This window comes from Janthinobacterium sp. GW458P, from assembly GCF_002127585.1.
Taxonomy (GTDB): domain Bacteria; phylum Pseudomonadota; class Gammaproteobacteria; order Burkholderiales; family Burkholderiaceae_D; genus Janthinobacterium.
This window is the reverse complement of sequence record NZ_NEGZ01000017.1, coordinates 34,062-54,414: the sequence shown is the minus strand read 5'-3', so window position 1 is coordinate 54,414 and position 20,353 is coordinate 34,062. Positions and strand designations below refer to the sequence as shown.

The following is a 20,353-nucleotide window of genomic DNA, read 5'->3' as shown; positions in this document are numbered from 1 at the left end:
CTGGCTCCGTTGGTGAGTGTGGCGTGATTCAAAGCAACGATCCTTGGAAGTGTGACGAGATAGCCGGGCGCAGGAGTGCCCCTGACCGCCGTGGCGGCATATATGTATCGATCGGTATAAATATAGGCGATGGCGTGCCGCGTTGTCAATGACTTCTGTATCGAGTAGTATGTAAGTGGTAAATAAGGAGATGAGAAGGAGCGAAGGATGGCGCAAATGGGACGGCCGCGCACGTTCGACCGGCAGGCAGCCGTCGAGCAGGCCATGTTTTTATTCTGGCAGCAAGGGTATGAATCGACGTCCTTGAGCCAGCTCAAGGCGAGCCTGGGCGGCGGCATTTCCGCGCCCAGCTTTTATGCGGCGTTCGGCTCGAAGGAAGCGCTGTTCCGCGAAGCGGCGCAATGCTATCTGGACACCTTTGCGCGCGTGACGGAGTGTTTGTGGGACGACGGCCTGGCGCCGCGCGCGGCCATCGAGCAGGCCTTGCGCCAGTCGGCCCGCATGCAGTCCGAGCCGGGCCACCCGCCCGGCTGCATGGTGGCGCTTGGCTGCATGAGCGCGCCGACGGCCGAACATGCGGCCGTGGCCGCACCGCTCACCGCTTCGCGCGCGCGCACCCGCGCCGGCTTCGTGCATTGCGTCGAGCGGGGCATGGCTAGCGGCGAATTGCCCGCTGCTACGCATGCGGCGGCGCTGGCGGCCGTGTTCGACAGTTTTTTATCGGGCGTGGCTATCCAGGCCCGCGACGGCGTGAGTTACGCCGTGTTTGACGCCGCCATTACGCAGATCCTGCGCGTGTGGGATGCCAATCGCGGTGTTGAATAGCCGGCTGATTCATCAGACGCTTGCCGGGTATGATCTATTGCATTGATTGATAAATATTTCCACAGGGAAATTTTTGAAATTATAATATGGACATACTTTTAATGGAGTGTCCATGTTGTCTCAATTCAAAAAAACTGTATTGGCATCAACCTTGTTTTATATCGCTGGCGTATCGGCAACGTATGCGGCGGAAGAAAAGCAATATCTGATCTCGGCCAAGCCCGGCAAGGAAGTATGCGTCGCGGATGAGGCCAGCAAGTCGCAGGTATGCGTTGCAGGCGGTAATTTTTCGCATGATGTGTATAGCTTGAAAATCGATGGAAGCACGGTACTCAAAGGTATCGATGACCAGCTTTCCGTGGGATTGGCTGGTAATTACCAGAATCGGGCCATCGCCTTTGTTTGCGAAGCCCAGAACATATTCCCTAAAGAAACCCCGGAAGCAACGCTGGCGGAAGTGCAAAGACTGATGCCCAATTCGCCGCCGGAAAGAATCAAGACGATTGCGGGCCTGCTTGGGCCAGGTCCGATGGGAATGGAGATCGGCAGATTGTGCAAGGCCAGCAGCAATGGCCAAGCGTTCATCACCGTGCAAGTGATGTTCGACTGATCTGACTGCCAACTGCGGCGGCGCAGCCAGGCTGCGGCAGCATGGCCGGGCCTGCGCCGCACTTGCTTGTCACTTATGTCTCTGTGTTGAACATAAACTCCAGCACGTCGTCGCCATACTTGTCCGTCTCGCCCGTCGCCGTCCAGCCCAGGTAGCGGTAAAAGCCGTACGAGCGCGAGGCCGGGTCGCTGGAGCAGCCGAGGAACAGCCGCTGGTGGCCCTGGGCGCGCAGGTCCGCCATGACCCGGTCCAGCAGGGTCTTGCCGATGCCTTGCCCTTCAAATTGCGGCAGCAGGGCCAGGACGACGATTTCGCCCGTGTCGCGCGCGCCAAAGCAGTAGCCGGCCAGCTGGCCGTCGTCATGGCAGACGTGGCCGGGCAGGCTGCCCGAGCGCATCATGTCCGCCCAGGAATCGGCCGTGATGCCCACTTCCGCCAGGCGTTCTTTGGAAACGGCGTTTTCCCGCGTCTTGCCGCGCAAGGCGATGAAGGCCGGCGTGTCTTCTTCCCTGGCGGCATGGAAGGTAATGGAGGCTGGATGTGTCGTCATGTGTTTTATTTATAGTGCCGTATCAATGGCAAGTTAAGGTGGGGCAAGCTCACTCCCAGGGTTTGCGCATGATTTGTCCATGGCGCCGCCAGTCGTAGGCTTTGGTATGTTCGATGGCCTGCTGGTCGGAATTGCCGCTATCGATGATTTCGTCTTTCATCAGGATCAAGTCATTCTTTTCATTCAAGCCATATTCGCGATAACGCTCGCAATCCTGTGCGCGCCGGGCGATAGTGATTAATCCACCGGCCCGCCACGCATAGCTGTCTTCATAAAAGCATTGCGCCGCGCAGCCGCAATTGGCGATGCCGCCTTCGATTCTTTGCTCGGCGATGCTGATATCGAGATTCGGAATCGCGGATAAGTCTTTGTTGAAACTGTATTGTTTTGCCTGCGTATCCCACAGCCACACGTCGGAACAGCGGATGCGTCCCTGGCTATCCGTATAACCGGTGACCCACAGGTCGGCATGGCCGTCGAAATTCATGTCCAGCAGCAGCGCGTGCAAATTGCCCATGCCGCTGCTGCTGCAACTGCCATTGAGCCACTGCTTGCCGGTTTTCAGCCGGTAAGTCTGTTTTTCATCGTGATTGACATAGCGGATATCGGCCGCTTGCCGCACTGTTCCTGTCGCGGCTTTGTCCAGATGCAGCGTGCCGCCATAAGCGGAGGTGGAAAGCAGGGATAAAAGCAAAGCAATCAGTTTCATGGAGATATACTTGAACTGGCACTGTTCTGATGCCGGGATTAAATCGTGCAGTCAATGATCATAACGCAGGATCCGGGCAATGCGCCACACCGTTCCCCTATCGTGCATTCTGTGCGGAACAGTGCTGTGTACAATGCCAGAAATCCCCCAGTTAAGGAATCTTTATGACCGTTTCCACCGCATCCTTGAATGAAGCGGGCATACTCGCTTATAACGATGGCCATTATGCCGAGGCATTCCGGCAATTCGACGCCGCCGCCGCGGCCGGCGATCCCGCGGGACAGCATTTATTGGCCAGCCTGTATTACCAGGGCCATGGCGTCGAACAGGACGTGCCGAAAGCGGTGGAACTGTTCACGGCGGCCGCGCAGGCGGGCTTTCCGCCGTCGCTGGCCAATTTGGCCCTGATGTATGCGAGCGGCGATGGCGTCACGCAAGACATGGCGCAATCGCTGGCGTACGGGCGCCAGGCGGCCGAGGCGGGCGATGGCCAGTCGCAATTCAACCTGGCGCAGGCTTACCGCAAGGGTGTTGATGTAACGCAAGACTACGCCGAGGCGGCGTTCTGGTACAAGCAGGCGGCCGAGGCCGGCTCCCTGTCGGCGCAGAATGAATACGGCTTGCTGTACGCGCAAGGGCAGGGCGTGGAGCTCGATTATGTGCAGGCGTATGCGTGGATCGCCATGCCGGCCGAGGCGGGCAGCGCGCAATCGATCAAGAACCGCGACCAGCTGCTGGAAATTCTCACGCCGTCACAGCAGCAGGCGGCGCGCCTGCTGGCGGCCGAATACGCGGCGCAGTACGGCACCGATCCGCATTAATTCCTATTGTGGCCACAGCATTATTCTACTTCCCGTCAGTTCATTTATTATTCAATAAATATTTCCGCTGAGAAATTTTTACATTTACAATATAGCGATGGCGTGCCCGGCATGGGCAGGCCGGCAAGGCGAAGTCGCGCATGCGGGCCGATCACTATATAAAAGATGGATAATATGACTGTGCTGAAAGAGGGCGGTGGTTTCCGGTTCTCGATATTGATGCTGCTGCTGCTTCCCTATGTTCTGCTGTATTGCGCGGCGGGCAAGGAAGACCGGCTGCCATTGGCCGCGCTTACGGCGGCCGCGACCTGCCTGCTGTCGCTGGCGGCACATTTGTACCGCAATCGTATCGCCATCCTGGAAGGCATTGCGGGATCGTTGCTGCTGATCGGGATATTGATGCTGTGCGCCTTCATTCCCGTCGTCGGCTGGATCGCCGATGTCCTGTTGATACTGTATGCCTTGGCCAGCGTCCTGGCGGCATTGCAGGTATTGCTGCCGATCGCTTTCAAGGCAGCCTTGATACTTGTCGTGTTTATCGCCGCGCTGGCGCCGGAAATCCACCATCCCCTGTTTAGCCCGCTCGCGTATGGCGTGTTCTGTCTTTTCCTGACGGCGTGGCTGTCACGCAAAAGCGATCCGTTCAGCGAATTGCTGCTGTTATTCGCCTCGCTGCCCCTGCTGGCCATCGTGATCGCATCGCTGGGCAAAATGTTCAGATCGGGTTTTTCGGTGACAAGGAATGTGAAAGTCGGCCAGCATGTGAGCGGCTATACCACGCAAGCGGGCGTGAATGTGGCCGACTACACGCGCATGGTGACAAAGAGCGTGACCACCGCCACGACATCCGTGAATGCCACGGCGGTGGCCGTCAATACGGCGGCAGGCAAAGCGGCCGAACGGACGGACGCGGAATAGCGCCCGCGTCCGGGCTACGCGCCGCTCATTTGCTGCGCGGCGTCTCGGGTTTGCTCAGCACGCCCGCCGCGTCGAGTTCATAGCTGTCGAAATCGCGCGCCAGGAACAGTTCGCCCGAGTAATGCAGCCGGGCTTCCGCTTCCAGCTCGGCCATGCCTTCCGCATTGTGATAGCGGGCGCTGAAGTGGGTGAGGATCAAATGCGGCAGGCGGACGGATTCGGCGAATTGCGCCACGCGCTGCACGGAGCTGTGCGTGGGGCCGGGCCCCACCTTTTGCAGCATGGCTTCCGTGTAGGTGGCTTCATGCACGAGCAGCTGCGCGTCCGTGCAGGCATCCGTCAGCAACGCCGGCGTGTCGTTGTCGCCGCCGATGACCACGGCGGCGCGTTGCGTTTCCGTCTGGCGGAAAGCGGCGGCGCGCAAGACCGTGCCGTCGTCGAGCAGCGCATCCTGGCCCGCCTGCAATAAGCCCCAGGCGGGGCCGGGCGGCACGCCCGCCGCCTGCAGTGCCGCCTTGTCCAGCTTCCATCTGCTCGTTTCCAGCGCGAAACGATAACCGACGCTCGGCGCGCGGTGCGACAGCGCATGGCGCGAGACGGTCAAGCCCGCTTCCTGGTGGACTACTTGCGCGCTGTCCACGTCGATGTGGATCAGCGGATACGTCAGGAACAGTTCCGTGTGCAGCAGGGTCGCGTCGATCCACGCCTTGATGGCGGCCGGGGCGATCAGCAGCAGGGGCTTCTTGCGCCCCGTCATCGAAGCGCTGGCCAGCAGGCCCGGCAGGCCATAGCTGTGGTCGCCATGCACGTGGCTGATGCAGATGCCCACCAGGTCGTGCACGGACAGGGGCAGGCGCTGCAGCCGGTGCTGCGTCGCTTCGCCGCAATCGATCATCCACCAGTCGCGGTTGTGCGTCGTTTGCAGGGCCAGCGACGTGACGTTGCGGTGGCGCGTGGGCACGCCGGATGACGTGCCGAGAAAAGTCAGTTTGAACATGCCCGCATTATGCGGCAAGGCTTGCCCGTTTGCCAATGCTGCTGGCTTCATCCTGCCGGCGGCACGGCGTCGGCCGTGTAGTCGACAAAGCCGTCGCGGCGGCAAAAGCTGGCCAGCTGCATGCCGGCCTGGCGCGCGATGCGGATGGCCAGCGAGGTGGGCGCCGAGATGGTGGCGACGAGGCCGATATGCATGCGCGCCGACTTGCGCACCAGTTCATAGCTGGCGCGGCTCGACAGGAAGACGAAGCCGTCGTGCATGGCGATGCGGTGCAGCGCCAGGTAGCCGATCAGTTTATCGAGGCCGTTATGCCGGCCCACGTTCTCGAACACTTTTACCACCGCGCCCTCGGCCGTGCACCAGGCGGCCGCGTGCACGCCGCCCGTCTTGTGCATCAGCTCCTGCCAGGGCAGCAGTTCGCGCGCGGCGCGTCCGAGGATGGCGCTGCTGGCGACCAGCGGCGGCAGCGGCCGCGTGATCTTTTCCGGCACCAGGTCCAGCAGGGCCAGGCTTTCGATGCCGCACACGCCGCAGCCCGTGCGCCCCGTCAGCGCGCGGCGGCGGGCCTTGAGCTTGATCAAATCCGGCTGCGCGATGGTCAGCCGCACTTCCGCGCTGTCCGCGCCGCAGCACACGTCGAGGTCGTAGATGTCGCGCACGCTGCCGACGATGCCTTCGGTCAGGGTAAAGCCGACGGCGAATTCCTCGAGGTCGCGCGGCGTGGCCATCATCACGGCGTGGGCGATGCCGTTGTAGACGAGGGCCACGGGATACTCCTCGGCCACCATGTCGCGGCCCGCCGTGGCCACGCTCGCCTGGTGGCGCACCATGGGAACGTCCAGGTAGCCGTCGCGTTCGATGGTCGTCGTGTCAAAGTCCATGCTGTTCTCCGGTTAATCGATCTGATAGCGGGGGCAGGGCCGTATCGAGGGCGGCAGCGGCTCGCCGTTCAATTCCAGCAGCGAGCGTTCCGTTTCCCGCGTCATGGCGTTCAGGGCCAGGCAGCTGGGGGCCAGGCCGAACGGTTCGGCGATCTGCTGCGCGATGGCTTCCAGCGCGAACAGGGGGTAGGCAACGAAGACGGAAATGAGGGGCGTGGCCACGCCGATGGCGTCCACCAGGCCCAGCGGCAGCAAGAAGCAGTACATATAGACGGTGCGGTGCACCAGCACGCCGTACGGATACGGAATCGGCGTGTTCTTGATGCGCTCGCAGCCTGCCACCGTGGCGGCCAGGTCGTTGAGCTGGGTGTCGAGCATCCACAGCAGCTGCGTCTGGCCCGGCTGGCGCTGCACGGCCTCGTGCAGCATGGCCCGGACCGAATGGAGCACGGCGACGGGCTTGAAGTTAATGCCCTGCAAGCGCTGCACGTCGCCGGCCGGCAGGTAGCGCGCCAGGTCTTCCAGCGGGTCCGTCTGGCGCAGCTGGTGCTTGAGCGCGTAGACGAAGGCGATCAGGCGGCGCAGCAGCAACTGGTGGTCCAGGCCGCTTGTTTCCTGCGGCAAATACGTGAGCGCCTGCGAAGCGAGGGCCCGCGCGGCGATCAGCAATTGCCCCCAGATATGCCGCGCCTCGACGAAGCGCGCATAGCTGGCGTTGTTGCGAAAGCCGAGGAAGATCGCCAGGCTGATGCCGACCATGGGAAACGGCGCCGTATCGAGCGGAATTTTGACGCCGAAGATGCGGCCGTCCGTCAGCAAGGCCAGCGAACTGACGACCAGCATCAGCAGCAGTTGCGGGATGATGGCTTGCAGCACCGAGCCGTTCCAGACGAACAGCATGCGGAACCAGTTGGTGGTAGGCCGAATGATCATGATCTGATGCCGATCAATGATTGCGGGGCACGACTTTGCCCTCGAAGACGTAGTATTGGAACAGGTTGTAGCCGACCATGATCGGCAGCATGGAACCCATGCCGATCAGCATGAAGATCAGGGTCGGCTCGTCTGATGCGGCCGCCGCGATGCTCAGCTTGCCCGGCACCAGGTCGGGGAAGAAGCTGATGGCCAGGCCCGCGAACGAGGCCAGGAACAGCACGATGGCGCCGCGGAACGGTCCGCGCACGCCGTTCACATGCACGGCCCACAGGATGTAGATAAAAGCGCTGGCGGCGACGGCGGCCAGGGCCAGCAGCACGCCGAACACGCCCGGCTGCGCCCAGCGGTCGTGGCCGATGGCGCTGAAGACCATGGTGCCGGCCGACAGCACGATGGCGGCCGCGACCGTCGCCAGCACGCTGGTGGTCGCGTAGCGGCGCGCAGCCGCTTCCAGCCTGCCGCCCGTCTTCTTGATCAGGTAAGTGCTGCCCAGCAGGCAGTACCCGGCCACCACGCCCAGCGCCGTGCAGGCCGTGAAAACCGCACTCAGCGGGCCCGGCTGCAAGCCCGTGATGACCTTGCCCAGCACCACGCCCTGCGCCACGGCGGCCAGCAGGCTGCCCGCGCCGAAGACCAGGTCCCACAGGCGCTTGTTGCCGGCGGCATGGCGGAACTCGATCGAGGCGCCGCGCATGATCAGGCTGGCAATCAGCAGCATGATGGGGATGTACAGCCCTTCCAGCAGGGTGGCGTAGGCGCCGGGAAACGCGCCGAACAGGGCGCCGCCCACCACCACCAGCCAGGTTTCATTGGCGTCCCACACGTGGGCGATCGACTGGAAGATCAGGTTGCGTTCCTGCTCGCGGCGCGTGAACAGGCTGAGGATGCCCACGCCCAGGTCGAAGCCGTCCGTGACCACGTAAAACACCAGCATCAGGCCGATCAAGCCGAACCAGGCGTTGCCCAGCATGGCGTGCGAATTGATATCCATTACTTACTCCTTGATTGATGGGGGCGCATCTCAATACCCCGCGGCATGGGCGGTGTCCGGCAGCGGCAGCGCCACGTCCGGGCCTTGCTGCAGCCATTTCCTGGCAAACACAAAGAAGGTGACAAACAGCACGATGTAAAACACATAGAACATCAGCATGCTGCCGGCCACGGCATGGGCCGCCACGTCGGAGACGGCGTCGCGCGTGCGCAGCAAGCCGTACACGACCCATGGCTGGCGTCCCACTTCGCGCACGATCCAGCCGCACTCGACGGCGATGTAGGGCAGCGGTATCGTCAGCACCCAGGCCAGCAGCAGCTTGCGCTGGCGCAAAAACGCGTCCACCCGTGCGCCCGCCTTGCGCCAGGCCACGAAGGTCCAGAACGCCAGCAGCACGAACCACATGCCGATGCCGGCCATGGCGCGAAACGCGTAGTACAGCAGCGGCAGCATGGGCGGCTGGTCTGCGCGGGCGATGTCGGCCAGGCCCGTGATCTTGCCAGTGGCGCTATGCGTGGCGATCACGCTGAGCATGCCGGGCACTTCGAGCGACCAGTCGTTCTTCTGCTCCGCCTGGTTGGGCCAGGCCAGCAGGGACCAGGCGGCCCCTTCGCCATCGCGGTTCGTGTGCCAGTGGCCTTCGATGGCCGCGCCCTTGGCGGGCTGGGTCTTGAAGACGTCGACGCCGCTCGAGTCGCCCAGCCACACTTGCAACGGTGCGATGACCAGCAGCAGCATCAGCGCCAGCTTGAACGAGCGGGCGAAGAAGGCCGGTTCGCGGCGCTTGAACATATACCAGGCGGAAATGCCCGCGATGACGATCAAGCCCGTTTCCACGGCGGCCACCCACATATGGCCCACGGCCCAGGCCATGTCGGGATTGAAGATGGCGGCCACGTAATCGGTGACGATGATCTTGCCGTCAAGCACGCGCACGCCGGCCGGCGTCTGCATCCAGGAATTGGCGACCATGATCCAGAACGAGGAAATGCTCGACCCCAGCGCCACCATGCCGGTGGCAAACAGGTGCACGCCCTTCGGTACGCGGCCCCAGCCGAACATCATGACGCCGATGAAGCCCGCTTCCAGCATGAAGGCCATGGCGCCCTCGAAACCGAGGATGTTGCCGATGAACTGGCCGGAATGGTGGGAAAACGGCGCCCAGTTGGTGCCGAACTGGAATTCCAGGGGAATGCCGCTGACGACGCCGACGGCAAAGTTGAGCACCAGCAGCTTGCTCCAGAAGCGCGCGTGGCGGTAGTAGACGGGGTCGCTGGTGCGCAGCCACAGCGCCTCGACGACGAACAGGAACAGCGACAGGCTGATCGTCAAGATGGGCCACAGGATGTGGAAGATGGCCGTCATCGCAAATTGCGCGCGCGACAGGTCCAGGGTATCGAAACCGAACATGGGGTGCTCCTGATCAGCCGAGGGCGGCCGAAGGCGCCAGCAGCACGGGGATGGATTTGAAGGTCGGCGTGCGCGAACCGTGGCCCACGCTGTCGAGCGGCACCAGCGGATTGGTTTCCGGGTAGTAGGCGCCGATGCAGCCGCGCGGAATGTCGTACTCGACCAGCAGGAAGCGGTCGGCGCGGCGTGCTATGCCGTCATGCCACACGCCGATCAGGTCGACCCAGTCGCCGGCCGCAAAGCCCAGCATGGCCAGGTCGTCCTTGTTGATGAAAACGACCCTGCGCTGGCCGAACACGCCGCGGTAGCGGTCATCCATGGCGTAGATCGTCGTGTTGTACTGGTCGTGCGAACGCGTGGTCATCAGCACCATCAGGCGTTCGCCATATTGCTGGCGAGCGCGGTGGATCGGCGTATCGAGCTCGACGGCGTTGACGAGGAATTGCGCCTTGCCGCTTGCCGTCTTCCACACGCGTTCGCGCGAGGCGATTTCCAGGTGGAAGCCGCCCGGTTTGGCCACGCGCAAGTTGTAGTCGAAAAAATCGTCGAATACTTGCTCGATGGAATCGCGGATCAGCGCATAGTTGCCGGCATAGCGCAGCCAGTCGATCTTCTCGCTGCCCAGGGTCGCCTGCGCCATGCCGGCCACGATGGCGATTTCCGAGCGCAGATCGGGCGAGGCGGGCTGGTTCATGCCGAACGAGATGTGCACCATGCTCATCGAGTCTTCCACCGTCACGCCTTGCGCCACGCCTTGCTGCACGTCGATTTCCGTGCGGCCCAGGGTCGGCAGGATCAGCGCATCCTTGCCGTGCACCAGATGGCTGCGGTTGAGCTTGGTGGCGATGTGGACCGTCAGGTCGCACGACCGGAGCGCGTCCCAGGTGCGCGGCGTGTCCGGCGTGGCCATCGAGAAATTGCCGCCCAGGGCGACGAACACTTTGACCTTTTTCTCCAGCATGGCTTCGATGGTGCCGACGGCGTCGTAGCCGTGGTGGCGCGGCGGTTCAAAACCGAAGACCAGGCCCAGGCGGTCGAGGAATTCCTTGCTCGGCTGTTCCTCGATGCCCATGGTGCGGTCGCCCTGCACGTTCGAGTGGCCGCGCACGGGGCACAGGCCCGCGCCGCGCTTGCCGATATTGCCGCGCATCATCATCAAGTTCGACAGGATCTGCACGGTGGCCAGCGAATTCTTGTGCTGCGTCACGCCCATGCCCCAGGTGGCGATGACGGCCTTGCCTTTGATATAGATCTGCGTCAATTCCTCGATCTTGTCGCGCGCCACGCCCGATTCGGCCAGCAGCAAGTCCCAGCTTTCCGCGCGCAGGTCGGCGGCGAAGGCGTCGAAGCCGCGCGTGTGCTCGGCGATGAAGGCGCAGTCGAGCACGCGCTCCTGGCCGTGGGCGATGGCTTCGTCATCGAGCTCGACGACGCGCTTGGCCATGGCCTTGATCAGCGCAAAGTCGCCGCCCAGTGTCGGGCAGATGAACAGCGAACAGATGTTCGTGCTGCCGCCCGTCAGCATTTCCAGCGGATGCTGCGGGCTGGTGAAACGCTCCAGGCCCCGTTCGTGCAGCGGGTTGATGGAGACGATGGTGGCGCCGCGGCGCGACGCTTCGCGCAATTCGCCCAGCATGCGCGGGTGGTTGGTGGCCGGGTTCTGGCCGAACAGCAGCAGGGTGTCCGCATGCTCGAAATCGTCCAGCAGCACCGTGCCCTTGCCGATGCCGACCGTTTCCGGCAAGCCGCGGCTCGTCGCTTCGTGGCACAGGTTGGAGCAGTCGGGGAAATTATTCGTGCCGTAGGCGCGCACGAACAGCTGATACAAAAAGGCCGCTTCGTTGCTGGCGCGGCCAGACGTGTAGAAGGCGGCCTGGTCCGGGTCGTCCAGCGCGTGCAGGTGGCGCGCCACCAGGGCATACGCATCGTCCCAGGCAATGGCCCGGTATTTGTCGCTGGCCGCGTCGTACACCATGGGATCCGTCAAGCGGCCATGTTGTTCCAGATCATAGTCCGACTGCGCCATCAGCTCGGTGACCGTGTGTTCCTGGAAAAACTCGGGGCGCACGCGCTTGCTCGTCGATTCGGCGGCCACGGCCTTGACGCCGTTTTCGCAGAATTCAAACGTGGACGCGTGTTCGCGGTCTGGCCAGGCGCAGCCGGGGCAGTCGAAGCCGTCGGGCTGGTTTTGCTCGAACAGCGAACGGTAGTTGCCTGCGCTGACTTTTTCCTTGAACAGGTTGATGGCCACGTATTTGAGTGCTCCCCAGCCGGCCGCGGCATGGGTGTAGGGCGCGATGCGCGCGTCGGACTTTGGCTTGCTCATGATGACTCTCCTGATGATATGCGATGGGACAATCACATGGTAGGGGCGGCGGGCCGCCCCGTAGGCGCACAGTTCCGGACAAAAAAACAGAGTACAGATGGGGCGCGGGCGATTTGCGTCGCGCCGGCAAGGTCCCTGATTTATGATGCAAACGAGGGCAGTGCAGCGTGCATGCCGGATCGTGAACGGGGTAGAACATGGAGCAAGAAGACGGAATCGACGCGGCGCTGATAGCGTTGCTGGCGCTGCTGTGGCAGGCGCGCCAGGAAGCGCCCGGGAAACCGTGGTCGCTGGCCAAGCTGGCCAAGCGGGCAGGGGTACAGATGAGCACTTTGTTGCGCCAGCTCAATGCGCTGTCCAGCGCGGGACTGGTGACACTCGCCACGGCGGAGAGCGGCGGCGGCAGCGCATCCTTGAGCGCGGCGGGCGCCGAGCTGTGCGCCAGCGTCTTTGCTGCACCGTCAGCGGATTAGATCGCGTCTGTACTCTATCGCCCGGCGCCGGACTGTACCTCCTGGCCTGCCCCCATTCGCCCTATGCTACGTCCTGACGTATGCCTATCGAGGGGAAGCACCATGAACACCATCCTGTATCCGCAGCCGGCGCTCCGGCAGCCAGACCATATTGAACCGTGCGTGGACATGCTGGGCCGCCCCCTGACGGACTTGCGCATTTCCGTCATCGACCAGTGCAACTTCCGCTGCACGTATTGCATGCCGGCCGAACTGTACCCCGGCGATTACCCGTTCCTGCCTTCGAGCGAGCGCTTGTCTTTCGAGCAGATCGAAACGATGGCGCGCGCCTTCGTGCGCCTGGGCGTCGATAAAATCCGCATCACGGGCGGCGAGCCGCTGCTGCGCAAGAACCTGGAACAGCTGATCGAGCGCCTGGCGCGGCTCGCCACGCCGGACGGGCGCGCCGTGAGCATCGCGCTGACGACGAATGGCAGCTTGCTGGCGGCCAAGGCGCGCTCGCTGAAGGAGGCTGGCCTGGAGCGGGTCACGGTCAGCCTCGACAGCCTGGACAACGGCATTTTCCAGCGCATGAACGGCGTCGATTTTCCTGTCGAGAAAGTGCTGCACGGCATAGCGGTGGCGCAAGCCGTGGGTTTGCACCCCGTGAAGGTCAACATGGTCGTGCAGAAAGGCGTCAACGACAGCCAGATCGTGCCGCTGGCGCGCCATTTCCGCCACACGGGCGTGATCCTGCGCCTGATCGAATTCATGGACGTGGGCGGCATCGGCGCCTGGTCGCGCACGCATGTCGTCCCGTCGGATGAAGCGCGCGCGCTGATCGCGGCAGCATTTCCCCTTGTGGCGCTGGGCGAAGGCAAGCCGATCTCGCACGAGACGGCCAGCCGCTACAGTTATCTCGACGGCGGCGGCGAAGTGGGCTTCATTTCCAGCGTGTCGCAGCCGTTCTGCGGCGACTGCAGCCGCGTGCGCGTCTCGTCGGACGGCAAGCTGTTTACCTGCCTGTTCGCCCAGGACGGCCTGGCCCTGCGGCCCCACCTTGATCCTGCGCAAGGCCCGGGCGGGCTGGAAGCGCTGTTGCGCCGGCACTGGCAGCGCCGTGGCGACCGCTACTCGGAAGTGCGCGGCGCACTGGCCCAGGCCGGCGGCGGCCAGCGCAAGCAGTATCGCACCGTGCGCATGTCGCTGGTGGGCGGATGATGGGTTTATAAAAACTCGGTGATCAGTTTACCGAGCAGAATAATGGCCTGTTCCACGCCCGCGTTCCACGGATAGCTGTAGTTGAGGCGGATGCAATGCCTGTAGGCCTGGCTGACGGAAAACATGCGTCCCGGTCCCACGGTGATCTTGCATTCCAGCGCGCGCCGGTACAGCTGCATGGCGTCGACCTTGCCCGGCAACTCCACCCACAGCACATAGCCGCCCTGCGGTTGCGAGACTTTGGTGCCGGCAGGAAAGAAGCGCTGCACGGCGGCGGCCATGATGCGCGCCTGCTGGGCATAGGCCTTGCGGATGCGGCGCAGATGCTGTTCGTAGCCGTCGTTCTGCAGGTATTCGGCGATGGCCAGCTGCGGGAACGAGGAGGTGGTGAGCGTGTTGAGGAATTTGAGTTCCTCCACCTTGCCGCGGTAGCGTCCGGCCAGGGCCCAGCCCACGCGCTGCGCGGCGCTGAGGCTCTTGGAAAACGAGGAACAGTGCAGCACCAGGCCCTTGCGGTCGAACGATTTGAGCGAGGACGGGTGGGCGTCGCCGTAATACAGTTCGTTGTAGACGCCGTTTTCGATGGCGGGCACGTCGTGCTGCTCCAGCAGCTGGACCAGGGCCCGCTTGCGCTGGTCCGACATCTGGAAACCCAGCGGATTCTGGAAGTTCGGCATCACCATGACGGCGGCGATCGCTTGCCGGGCCATGATGTCGGCCAGCGCTTCGATGCAGATGCCGTCATACGGATCGGTGGACACCTCCACCACCTTCATGCCCAGCCGCTCGACGGCCAGCAGCATGGCGTAGAAGGTGGGCGATTCGACGGCGATGGTGTCGCCCGGCCTGGCCACGGCTTGCAGGCACAGGTTGATCGCTTCCGTGGCGCCCACGGTGACGATGATTTCGTCGGGATCGACGGCCAGGCCGTTTTCCAGGTAGCGGCGGGCGATTTCGCGTATCAGTTGCGGGTTGCCCGGCGGCAGGTCGTCCGTCACGCTCCAGTCGCGGTTGCGGCGCGCCACGGCGCTCGCGTACTGGTTGATGCGTTCCCACGGGAACAGCGAAGGATCGGGGTAGGGCGAGCCCAGCGGTATCGCCTCGTGCAAGCCGATCGAGCGCAGCGTCGACAGCACCAGGCGGCTCACGTGCACTTCGGCCGGCACGGTGCTCGGCTGCGAGGCCTGCATGCACAGGCCGGCAGCTTCGCCGTCGCCGGCGCGGGGCCGCACGAAGTAGCCGGACTGGGGCCGGCTTTCGATCACGCCCATGCTTTCCAGCTTGACGTAGGCGCGCAGCACCGTGGTGATGCTCAGCTTGTGCTGCTGGCTGGTCTGGCGCACCGAGGGGATGCGTTCGCCGGGCAAGAGCACGCCTTGGGCGACCAGTTGCTCGATGTCGCCGACGAGCTTTTCATACAGTTTCATGCGATGTTGTCCAGTGGTTCAGATCTTGCTCTACGTCATTGCATTATCGTTTAATTCATGCGGGCGCGCCCCTGGTTTGTTGCAATTTATCACTATTGGTATGGAAAGTGGTGCTTTGAATAAGCTTGCATGCCTTTGTTGTTGAAATGAAAGAGCCATTCGGGCAGAGCTGGTTTAAGATCACGGTGAAGACGCAAGAGCAAAGACGCGACGGCTATTGCGCAGCGCATGCGGGCCGCCAGCAGTTCGGCCGCGACATCGCGGTGACCATGGGCATGCTGCGGCAAATGTCTGGCGTGGGCGAGGACGGCGTTGCCAGTACGCACAGGCCGCCCGATTTTTCCACGGCGCTGTCGTCGGCGATCTGTTTCCTGCCCAGTCTCGACGCCTTGCAGAAAATGGACATTTCGCCTGCGGACCCTGGCCAGGCCCGCTTGCCCGTACAATTGCCCCTTATTTACTTTCTTACCAGGAGTCTTCCGATGCGTATCCCTACCAAACCACTGTTTTCCGCCCTGATCCTCGGCAGCGCCGTCCTGTGCGCCTCCGCTTCGGCCGTCGGCCTGGGTTTCCTGGCCGATACGCCGATGGCTTACCTGAACAAGAATGACAAGCCCGTCTTCGTGAAAGCCGTCACTGACGTCCTGAACGAGAAAAAGGATGGCGAAACGGTGCAATGGAGCAATGAAGGCTTGCGCAATTCCGTGCGCATCGCCGCCGAGATCACGGCCAGCGACACGCAAAAGACGGACGCGCAAACGTGCCGCAAGGTGCAGGTAGGCTTGAGCGCCAAGGGCCAGGAACAGACCCTGAAGCTGAAAGTGTGCCAGGCCGGCACTGCCGCCTGGAAAGTGGCGAAGAGCTGATCGCCCGTGCCTTTCCTTGCCGGTCCTGCGCCGGCAAGGCGACGACTTTCTCATAGCTAAGTCTGGCAGCGGTTAGAATCACGCTTTACCCTCACTTTTGTCACCTGCATGCAGCAAAGCCGCCTTCTGTTTTTCCGCCTGGCCAGTCAGTTTCGCCGCTACGGCGCCATCGTTGCCGCCACCTTGCTGGCCGTGGGCGTCGCGTCCGCCACCGATGTATTGCTGATCCGCCAGTTGCAAAACGTCGTCGACGCCATGCGCACGACGGCTAGCACGCAGGTCGCGCCCGTATCCGGCGTGATGGGCATGCTGCAGGGCTGGGTCGACCGTTTTCTGCCGGCGCAGGCGGGGCAGGTGGATATCTGGGTGATCCCCGCCACCATCCTGGGCCTGGCCGTGCTGCGCATGGTGTCCAGTTTTGCCGGCGACTACGGTTCCGTCTGGCTATCGAGCCGCGTGCAGGCCGATTTGCGCGAAAAGATGTTCGCCACCATCATGCGCCTGCCCAGCCGTTTTTTCGACACCACCACCACCAGCCTGACGCAGTCGCGCGTGGCCTTCGACGCCAGCCAGGTGTCGCAGGCGGGCTTGAACGTGCTCAATGTGATGGTGCGCGATTCCGTCGCCACCATCGGCTACCTGATTTTATTGTTCAGCATCGACGTGAAACTGGCCGTGTTCTGCATGGCGTCGATGCCCATCGTGGCCGTCGTCGTGACCCTGGCGGGGCGCCGCATGCGCCACCTGAGCAAGAGTTCGCAGCAAGCCGTGGGCGAACTCACTTCCGTGCTCGACGAAAGCATAGGCGGCCAGCGCGTGGTGAAAATCTTCGGCGGCCAGGATTACGAGCAGGCGCGCTTCGTCGACGTCGTCAAGCGCAACCGCCAACTGGCCGTCAAGCATGCTGCCACCTCGGCCATGAATTCCGGCTTCATCATGATGCTCGTCGGCATTACCCTGTCGTCCGTGATCTACTTCGCCATGCTGCGCGCGCAAAGCGGCGCCATCACGCCGGGCGCTTTTGTTGCCTTCATGGGCGCGCTGATGGCGATGCAGTCGCCGATCAAGAATTTGACGAAAATCAATGAGCCGCTGCAGCGGGGCCTGGCGGCGGCCGAGTCCGTCTTCGGCCTGATCGACACGCCGCTGGAGCCGGACCCGGGCAGCATCGCCCCGGCGGCCGTGCAGGGCAATCTGTCCCTGCAGAACGTGCACTTCCGCTACAACAGCGACGATCCCGATGCGCCCACGGCCTTGAGCGATATCACGCTCGACATCCGCGCCGGCGAAACGGTGGCCCTGGTGGGCGGCTCGGGCGGCGGCAAGACGACCTTGCTGGGCCTGCTGCCGCGCTTCTATGACGTCAGCGGCGGCCGGATTTTGCTCGACGGCGTAGACTTGCGCGACTACGCGCTGCTGGCCCTGCGGCGCCAGTTCGCCCTCGTCAGCCAGGATGTGATTTTGTTCAACGACACGATGGCGGCCAATATCGCCTACGGCGACCCGGCCCCGGACCAGGACAGAATCGAAGCGTCGGCGCGCGCCGCCTACGCCCACGACTTCATCATGCAGTTGCCGCAAGGCTACGAAACCCAGGCGGGCCAGAACGGTTCGCGCCTGTCGGGCGGGCAACGCCAGCGCCTGGCCATCGCGCGCGCCCTGTACAAGGATGCGCCGATCCTGCTGCTGGACGAAGCGACCAGCGCGCTGGACACGGAATCGGAGCGTTCCGTGCAGGCGGCGCTGGAAGTGCTGATGCGCAACCGCACCACCATCGTCATCGCCCACAGGCTGTCCACCATCGAAAGCGCCGACCGCATCGTCGTCATGCAGGGCGGCCGCCTGGTCGAGTCGGGCAGCCATGCCGACCTGCTGCGGCAGGGCGGCGCGTATGCGCGGTTGCATGCGAGCCAGTTGTCGCCCGTCAAGGATGGCGCGGCCTAGACCCTTAGAACACGTGAATTTCCTGTAATACCAGCCTGGCGCCCTCCACGCGAAAGGTGGCAGTCAGATCCGACCAAACGCCGTTCAGGGGCAGGGAATGGCGCGCTTCGGCGATCACCATGCCGCCATCCTGGCCGTCCGGGCGTTCGACGCAGCGCTCGTGCGGCGTGCCGCTGGCCAGCGCCGCCGGGGTGACCCGGTAGACCCGGCCATCCGCATACGGCTGCGGCGAACCATAGCCTTCGATCACAGCGCGCAGCAGCGCCGGCGTCCAGCCGTAATACGCGTCGTGCGCCGTGCGCGCATGGGCGCACGCGTAATCGCCGCGCGCGAGGTCGGCGATCCAGGCATCGATGATGTCCAGTATCTGGGTGTCGCTCGGGGCGGCTGGCAAGTGCATGGCTTTCTTTCGTGACGGGGGAAAACGTTGCTTTCCATTATGATGGCAGCCGCACAATATCATTGCAACGGAACACAATGCACACACCACAGACGACGCGCGCGGCACTGGCCGCACTGTTGGGCATGGCCCTGGCCTTGCCGCTGGCGGCACAGGAACAGCCGGCGGCGCAGTCGCCAGCGCCAACGCCAACCTTGCAGGAGGAAGACCACACCATGTATCTGGATGAAAATTTCATGCCCAGCAATCAGCGCCGCGCCGCGTATGCGCTGCGCACGCCGCCCGTGCGCGACGAGGCGCTGGGCGCCTGGCATGTGCGGCTCGAATTTCCCGACACGCCGGGCGTGCTGGCCTTTGAAACCTATGCCACGGACCTGGATTTGAGCCAGATCAAGTTCGTGCGTTTTCGCAAGTATTACTACGAAAATGGCCAGTTGCTGCGCGAAACCTACTTCAATGCCCAGGGCGAGGAGCTGCTGGGCGGCTGCGTGTACTTCGAGAATGGCCAGATCCAGCAGAAGGTGACGGCGCTGCCGAACGGGCGCGACAGCATCTCGGAAACGTATCACAAGAACGGCCAGCTGATGAGCCGCACGCTGTATCACGGCGACGAGATGGCCGATGGCGAGCACGTGTCGTATGGCGCGAATGGCGCCGTCAGCAACCGCTCGTACCGGCGCAATGGCCAGATGGATGGCCTGGAGGAATCGTTTTATGCCGATGGCAAGCTGTTCCGAAGGGGACGGCACGTCGATGGCAAGCGCGAGGGCGAGTTTGTCATGTATGCCGAGGACGGCAGCGTGCTGGCCCGGACCGTGTGGGTGCACGGCCAGCCCGACGGCTGGTCGTTTGAAAGCCATGGCAATGGCGTCGTGTCGAACAGGACGCTGTACCGGAAAGGTGCCGTGCTCAGCTTGCAAACGTGGGGCCCGAATGGCCGGCCCATTTTTGCGTGGCAGAAAGACGAGCAGGGGCGCGACCACGGCGACACGACGGACTGGCATGCCAACGGCGTGCGCGCCAGCGTGACGCCGTTTGTCGAGGGCCGGCGCCACGGCTTGCTGCAGACCTGGTACAGCGACGGCAGCCTGCGGCAGATCGTGCCTTACGAACACGGCAAGAAGCACGGCGTCGAGCGCCAATGGGACAAGACGGGCAAGCTGGTGCTGGAGCAGGCCTGGCACGATGGCCAGCCGGTGGCGGCGCAGTAGGGGGCCGCATGCCATATCGACTGACCATACGGACCCTGCGCCTGGCGCTGCTGGCGGCGCTCCTGACGGTGCTGCCGCTGGCGGCGCAGGCGCAAGCGCCGGCTGGCGGCACATCGTTCTATGACAGCGGCCGGCTCAAGCAAAAAGTGACCCTGCTGCCGAACGGGCGCGACCGCATTGCCGAGACCTACCATGAGAATGGCCAGCTGATGAACCGCATCCGCTACCACGGCCAGCAGATGGCCGATGGCGAGTATGTGTCGTATGGCCCGAATGGCAAGGTGAGCAGCCGCGCCTTCCTGAAGGGCGGCAGGATGCATGGGCTGCAGCAATTGTTTTACGCCGACGGCAAGCTGTTCCAGCGCAGTCATTTCATCCATGACCAGCAGGATGGCGAGGCCGTCACCCTGGCGCCCGATGGCAAGGTACTCGCCAGCATGATGTGGCGCAATGGCGAGCCCGACGGCTGGTCGTTTGAAAGCCATGACAATGGTCAATTGGCGCAGAAGGCGCTGTACCGCAAGGGCAAGCTGCTGCGCATGCAGAAGTGGGGCGCCAACGGCCAGCCGGCCATTGCCTGGCAACAGGATGCGCAGGGGCGCGAGCAGGGCGACCTGACGCAGTGGCATGACGACGGCGTGCGCGCCCAGGTCACGCCCATGCGCGACGGCCAGCGTCACGGCTTGCTGCAAAGCTGGTACGCCGACGGCAGCCTGCAGCAGCTCGTGCCGTATGTGCACGGCAAGAAGCACGGCGTCGAGCGCCAGTGGGACCCGTCCGGCAAGCTGGTGCTGGAACAGGCGTGGCAAGCCGGAGAGCCAGTGTCCATGCGCTAGGAGCCGCCCGCCTTTGCAGGTA

20 protein-coding genes are annotated in these 20,353 nt (G+C 63.4%); 10 read left to right on the top strand and 10 right to left on the bottom strand.

Going from position 1 to position 20,353, the window contains the following annotated elements; translation table 11 throughout:
- The first annotated feature begins 207 nt into the window (after positions 1-207).
- Positions 208-825, top strand: coding sequence for a TetR/AcrR family transcriptional regulator (locus CBW50_RS12345; protein ID WP_086145825.1), 618 nt, complete (start codon positions 208-210; stop codon positions 823-825).
- A 112-nt stretch (positions 826-937) separates the two neighbouring features.
- Positions 938-1,435, top strand: coding sequence for a hypothetical protein (locus CBW50_RS12340; protein WP_139842487.1), 498 nt, complete (start codon positions 938-940; stop codon positions 1,433-1,435).
- A gap of 73 nt (positions 1,436-1,508) precedes the next feature.
- On the opposite strand, the gene CBW50_RS12335 is transcribed toward CBW50_RS12340, so the two are convergent.
- Both CBW50_RS12335 and CBW50_RS12330 read right to left on the bottom strand, forming a co-directional pair.
- Entirely contained in the window at positions 1,509-1,985 is a 477-nt protein-coding gene (locus tag CBW50_RS12335) for a GNAT family N-acetyltransferase (RefSeq protein ID WP_086145823.1), read from the bottom strand.
- Positions 1,986-2,034: 49 nt separating this feature from the next.
- On the bottom strand, positions 2,035-2,694 hold the full coding sequence (locus CBW50_RS12330) for a hypothetical protein (protein WP_086145822.1): 660 nt from the start codon (positions 2,692-2,694) through the stop codon (positions 2,035-2,037).
- Positions 2,695-2,858: 164 nt separating this feature from the next.
- On the opposite strand from CBW50_RS12330, the gene CBW50_RS12325 reads away from it, so the two are divergent.
- Complete coding sequence (locus CBW50_RS12325; RefSeq protein ID WP_086145821.1) at positions 2,859-3,515, top strand: tetratricopeptide repeat protein; 657 nt, start codon at positions 2,859-2,861, stop codon at positions 3,513-3,515.
- 174 nt (positions 3,516-3,689) lie between these two features.
- Complete coding sequence (locus tag CBW50_RS12320; RefSeq protein WP_139842486.1) at positions 3,690-4,433, top strand: hypothetical protein; 744 nt, start codon at positions 3,690-3,692, stop codon at positions 4,431-4,433.
- A 25-nt stretch (positions 4,434-4,458) separates the two neighbouring features.
- Here the strand turns inward: CBW50_RS12320 and CBW50_RS12315 are convergent, their stop codons facing one another.
- The 6 genes from CBW50_RS12315 to CBW50_RS12290 form a co-directional block, all read right to left on the bottom strand.
- Positions 4,459-5,430, bottom strand: a complete 972-nt coding sequence (locus tag CBW50_RS12315; protein WP_086145856.1) for a ribonuclease Z — start codon at positions 5,428-5,430, stop codon at positions 4,459-4,461.
- 47 nt (positions 5,431-5,477) lie between these two features.
- A complete protein-coding gene (gene fdhD / locus CBW50_RS12310; protein WP_226936222.1) occupies positions 5,478-6,260 on the bottom strand; it encodes a formate dehydrogenase accessory sulfurtransferase FdhD in 783 nt (260 codons plus the stop codon).
- A 63-nt stretch (positions 6,261-6,323) separates the two neighbouring features.
- Positions 6,324-7,244 carry a bestrophin family protein gene (locus CBW50_RS12305; RefSeq protein WP_086145818.1) on the bottom strand — a complete coding sequence of 307 codons (921 nt, stop codon included), beginning with the start codon at positions 7,242-7,244 and terminating at the stop codon, positions 6,324-6,326.
- 13 nt (positions 7,245-7,257) lie between these two features.
- Complete coding sequence (locus CBW50_RS12300; RefSeq protein WP_086145817.1) at positions 7,258-8,238, bottom strand: cytochrome d ubiquinol oxidase subunit II; 981 nt, start codon at positions 8,236-8,238, stop codon at positions 7,258-7,260.
- Between the two features lie 30 nt (positions 8,239-8,268).
- Complete coding sequence (locus tag CBW50_RS12295) at positions 8,269-9,648, bottom strand: cytochrome ubiquinol oxidase subunit I (RefSeq protein WP_086145816.1); 1,380 nt, start codon at positions 9,646-9,648, stop codon at positions 8,269-8,271.
- Positions 9,649-9,661: 13 nt separating this feature from the next.
- A complete protein-coding gene (locus CBW50_RS12290) occupies positions 9,662-11,974 on the bottom strand; it encodes an FdhF/YdeP family oxidoreductase (RefSeq protein WP_086145815.1) in 2,313 nt (770 codons plus the stop codon).
- 197 nt (positions 11,975-12,171) lie between these two features.
- On the opposite strand from CBW50_RS12290, the gene CBW50_RS12285 reads away from it, so the two are divergent.
- Both CBW50_RS12285 and moaA read left to right on the top strand, forming a co-directional pair.
- Positions 12,172-12,447 carry a helix-turn-helix domain-containing protein gene (locus CBW50_RS12285; protein ID WP_086145814.1) on the top strand — a complete coding sequence of 92 codons (276 nt, stop codon included), beginning with the start codon at positions 12,172-12,174 and terminating at the stop codon, positions 12,445-12,447.
- A gap of 102 nt (positions 12,448-12,549) precedes the next feature.
- Positions 12,550-13,647: a GTP 3',8-cyclase MoaA gene (moaA, locus tag CBW50_RS12280; RefSeq protein ID WP_086145813.1), complete on the top strand. Its 1,098-nt coding sequence runs from the start codon at positions 12,550-12,552 to the stop codon at positions 13,645-13,647.
- Between the two features lie 5 nt (positions 13,648-13,652).
- On the opposite strand, the gene CBW50_RS12275 is transcribed toward moaA, so the two are convergent.
- Positions 13,653-15,074 carry a PLP-dependent aminotransferase family protein gene (locus tag CBW50_RS12275; RefSeq protein ID WP_086145812.1) on the bottom strand — a complete coding sequence of 474 codons (1,422 nt, stop codon included), beginning with the start codon at positions 15,072-15,074 and terminating at the stop codon, positions 13,653-13,655.
- Positions 15,075-15,220: 146 nt separating this feature from the next.
- On the opposite strand from CBW50_RS12275, the gene CBW50_RS12270 reads away from it, so the two are divergent.
- Both CBW50_RS12270 and msbA read left to right on the top strand, forming a co-directional pair.
- Positions 15,221-15,940 (top strand): hypothetical protein, encoded by a 720-nt coding sequence (locus tag CBW50_RS12270; RefSeq protein ID WP_086145811.1) that lies wholly within the window; start codon positions 15,221-15,223, stop codon positions 15,938-15,940.
- 108 nt (positions 15,941-16,048) lie between these two features.
- A complete protein-coding gene (gene msbA, locus CBW50_RS12265; protein WP_086145810.1) occupies positions 16,049-17,884 on the top strand; it encodes a lipid A export permease/ATP-binding protein MsbA in 1,836 nt (611 codons plus the stop codon).
- A gap of 4 nt (positions 17,885-17,888) precedes the next feature.
- Here the strand turns inward: msbA and CBW50_RS12260 are convergent, their stop codons facing one another.
- The gene (locus CBW50_RS12260; protein WP_086145809.1) at positions 17,889-18,284 is read right to left on the bottom strand and encodes a hypothetical protein; all 396 of its coding nucleotides are present in this window, start codon (positions 18,282-18,284) and stop codon (positions 17,889-17,891) included.
- Between the two features lie 77 nt (positions 18,285-18,361).
- Here CBW50_RS12260 and CBW50_RS12255 point away from each other — a divergent pair, with 77 nt between their 5' ends.
- Positions 18,362-19,495, top strand: coding sequence for a toxin-antitoxin system YwqK family antitoxin (locus CBW50_RS12255; RefSeq protein WP_086145808.1), 1,134 nt, complete (start codon positions 18,362-18,364; stop codon positions 19,493-19,495).
- An 8-nt stretch (positions 19,496-19,503) separates the two neighbouring features.
- Positions 19,504-20,331 (top strand): toxin-antitoxin system YwqK family antitoxin, encoded by an 828-nt coding sequence (locus tag CBW50_RS12250; protein ID WP_086145807.1) that lies wholly within the window; start codon positions 19,504-19,506, stop codon positions 20,329-20,331.
- Positions 20,332-20,353: the final 22 nt, after the last annotated feature.

Excerpts from the sequence above, each read along its gene's own strand:
- msbA (WP_086145810.1), top strand. The coding sequence starts at position 16,049 with ATGCAGCAAAGCCGCCTTCTGTTTTTCCGCCTGGCCAGTCAGTTTCGC.
- CBW50_RS12290 (WP_086145815.1), bottom strand. The coding sequence starts at position 11,974 with ATGAGCAAGCCAAAGTCCGACGCGCGCATCGCGCCCTACACCCATGCC.
- CBW50_RS12260 (WP_086145809.1), bottom strand. The coding sequence starts at position 18,284 with ATGCACTTGCCAGCCGCCCCGAGCGACACCCAGATACTGGACATCATC.
- CBW50_RS12250 (WP_086145807.1), top strand. The coding sequence starts at position 19,504 with ATGCCATATCGACTGACCATACGGACCCTGCGCCTGGCGCTGCTGGCG.
- CBW50_RS12270 (WP_086145811.1), top strand. The coding sequence starts at position 15,221 with ATGAAAGAGCCATTCGGGCAGAGCTGGTTTAAGATCACGGTGAAGACG.
- CBW50_RS12255 (WP_086145808.1), top strand. The coding sequence starts at position 18,362 with ATGCACACACCACAGACGACGCGCGCGGCACTGGCCGCACTGTTGGGC.
- CBW50_RS12325 (WP_086145821.1), top strand. The coding sequence starts at position 2,859 with ATGACCGTTTCCACCGCATCCTTGAATGAAGCGGGCATACTCGCTTAT.
- CBW50_RS12305 (WP_086145818.1), bottom strand. The coding sequence starts at position 7,244 with ATGATCATTCGGCCTACCACCAACTGGTTCCGCATGCTGTTCGTCTGG.
- CBW50_RS12345 (WP_086145825.1), top strand. The coding sequence starts at position 208 with ATGGCGCAAATGGGACGGCCGCGCACGTTCGACCGGCAGGCAGCCGTC.
- CBW50_RS12320 (WP_139842486.1), top strand. The coding sequence starts at position 3,690 with ATGACTGTGCTGAAAGAGGGCGGTGGTTTCCGGTTCTCGATATTGATG.
- CBW50_RS12295 (WP_086145816.1), bottom strand. The coding sequence starts at position 9,648 with ATGTTCGGTTTCGATACCCTGGACCTGTCGCGCGCGCAATTTGCGATG.
- fdhD (WP_226936222.1), bottom strand. The coding sequence starts at position 6,260 with ATGGTGCGCCACCAGGCGAGCGTGGCCACGGCGGGCCGCGACATGGTG.
- CBW50_RS12340 (WP_139842487.1), top strand. The coding sequence starts at position 938 with ATGTTGTCTCAATTCAAAAAAACTGTATTGGCATCAACCTTGTTTTAT.
- CBW50_RS12275 (WP_086145812.1), bottom strand. The coding sequence starts at position 15,074 with ATGAAACTGTATGAAAAGCTCGTCGGCGACATCGAGCAACTGGTCGCC.
- CBW50_RS12285 (WP_086145814.1), top strand. The coding sequence starts at position 12,172 with ATGGAGCAAGAAGACGGAATCGACGCGGCGCTGATAGCGTTGCTGGCG.
- CBW50_RS12315 (WP_086145856.1), bottom strand. The coding sequence starts at position 5,430 with ATGTTCAAACTGACTTTTCTCGGCACGTCATCCGGCGTGCCCACGCGC.
- CBW50_RS12300 (WP_086145817.1), bottom strand. The coding sequence starts at position 8,238 with ATGGATATCAATTCGCACGCCATGCTGGGCAACGCCTGGTTCGGCTTG.
- moaA (WP_086145813.1), top strand. The coding sequence starts at position 12,550 with ATGAACACCATCCTGTATCCGCAGCCGGCGCTCCGGCAGCCAGACCAT.
- CBW50_RS12330 (WP_086145822.1), bottom strand. The coding sequence starts at position 2,694 with ATGAAACTGATTGCTTTGCTTTTATCCCTGCTTTCCACCTCCGCTTAT.
- CBW50_RS12335 (WP_086145823.1), bottom strand. The coding sequence starts at position 1,985 with ATGACGACACATCCAGCCTCCATTACCTTCCATGCCGCCAGGGAAGAA.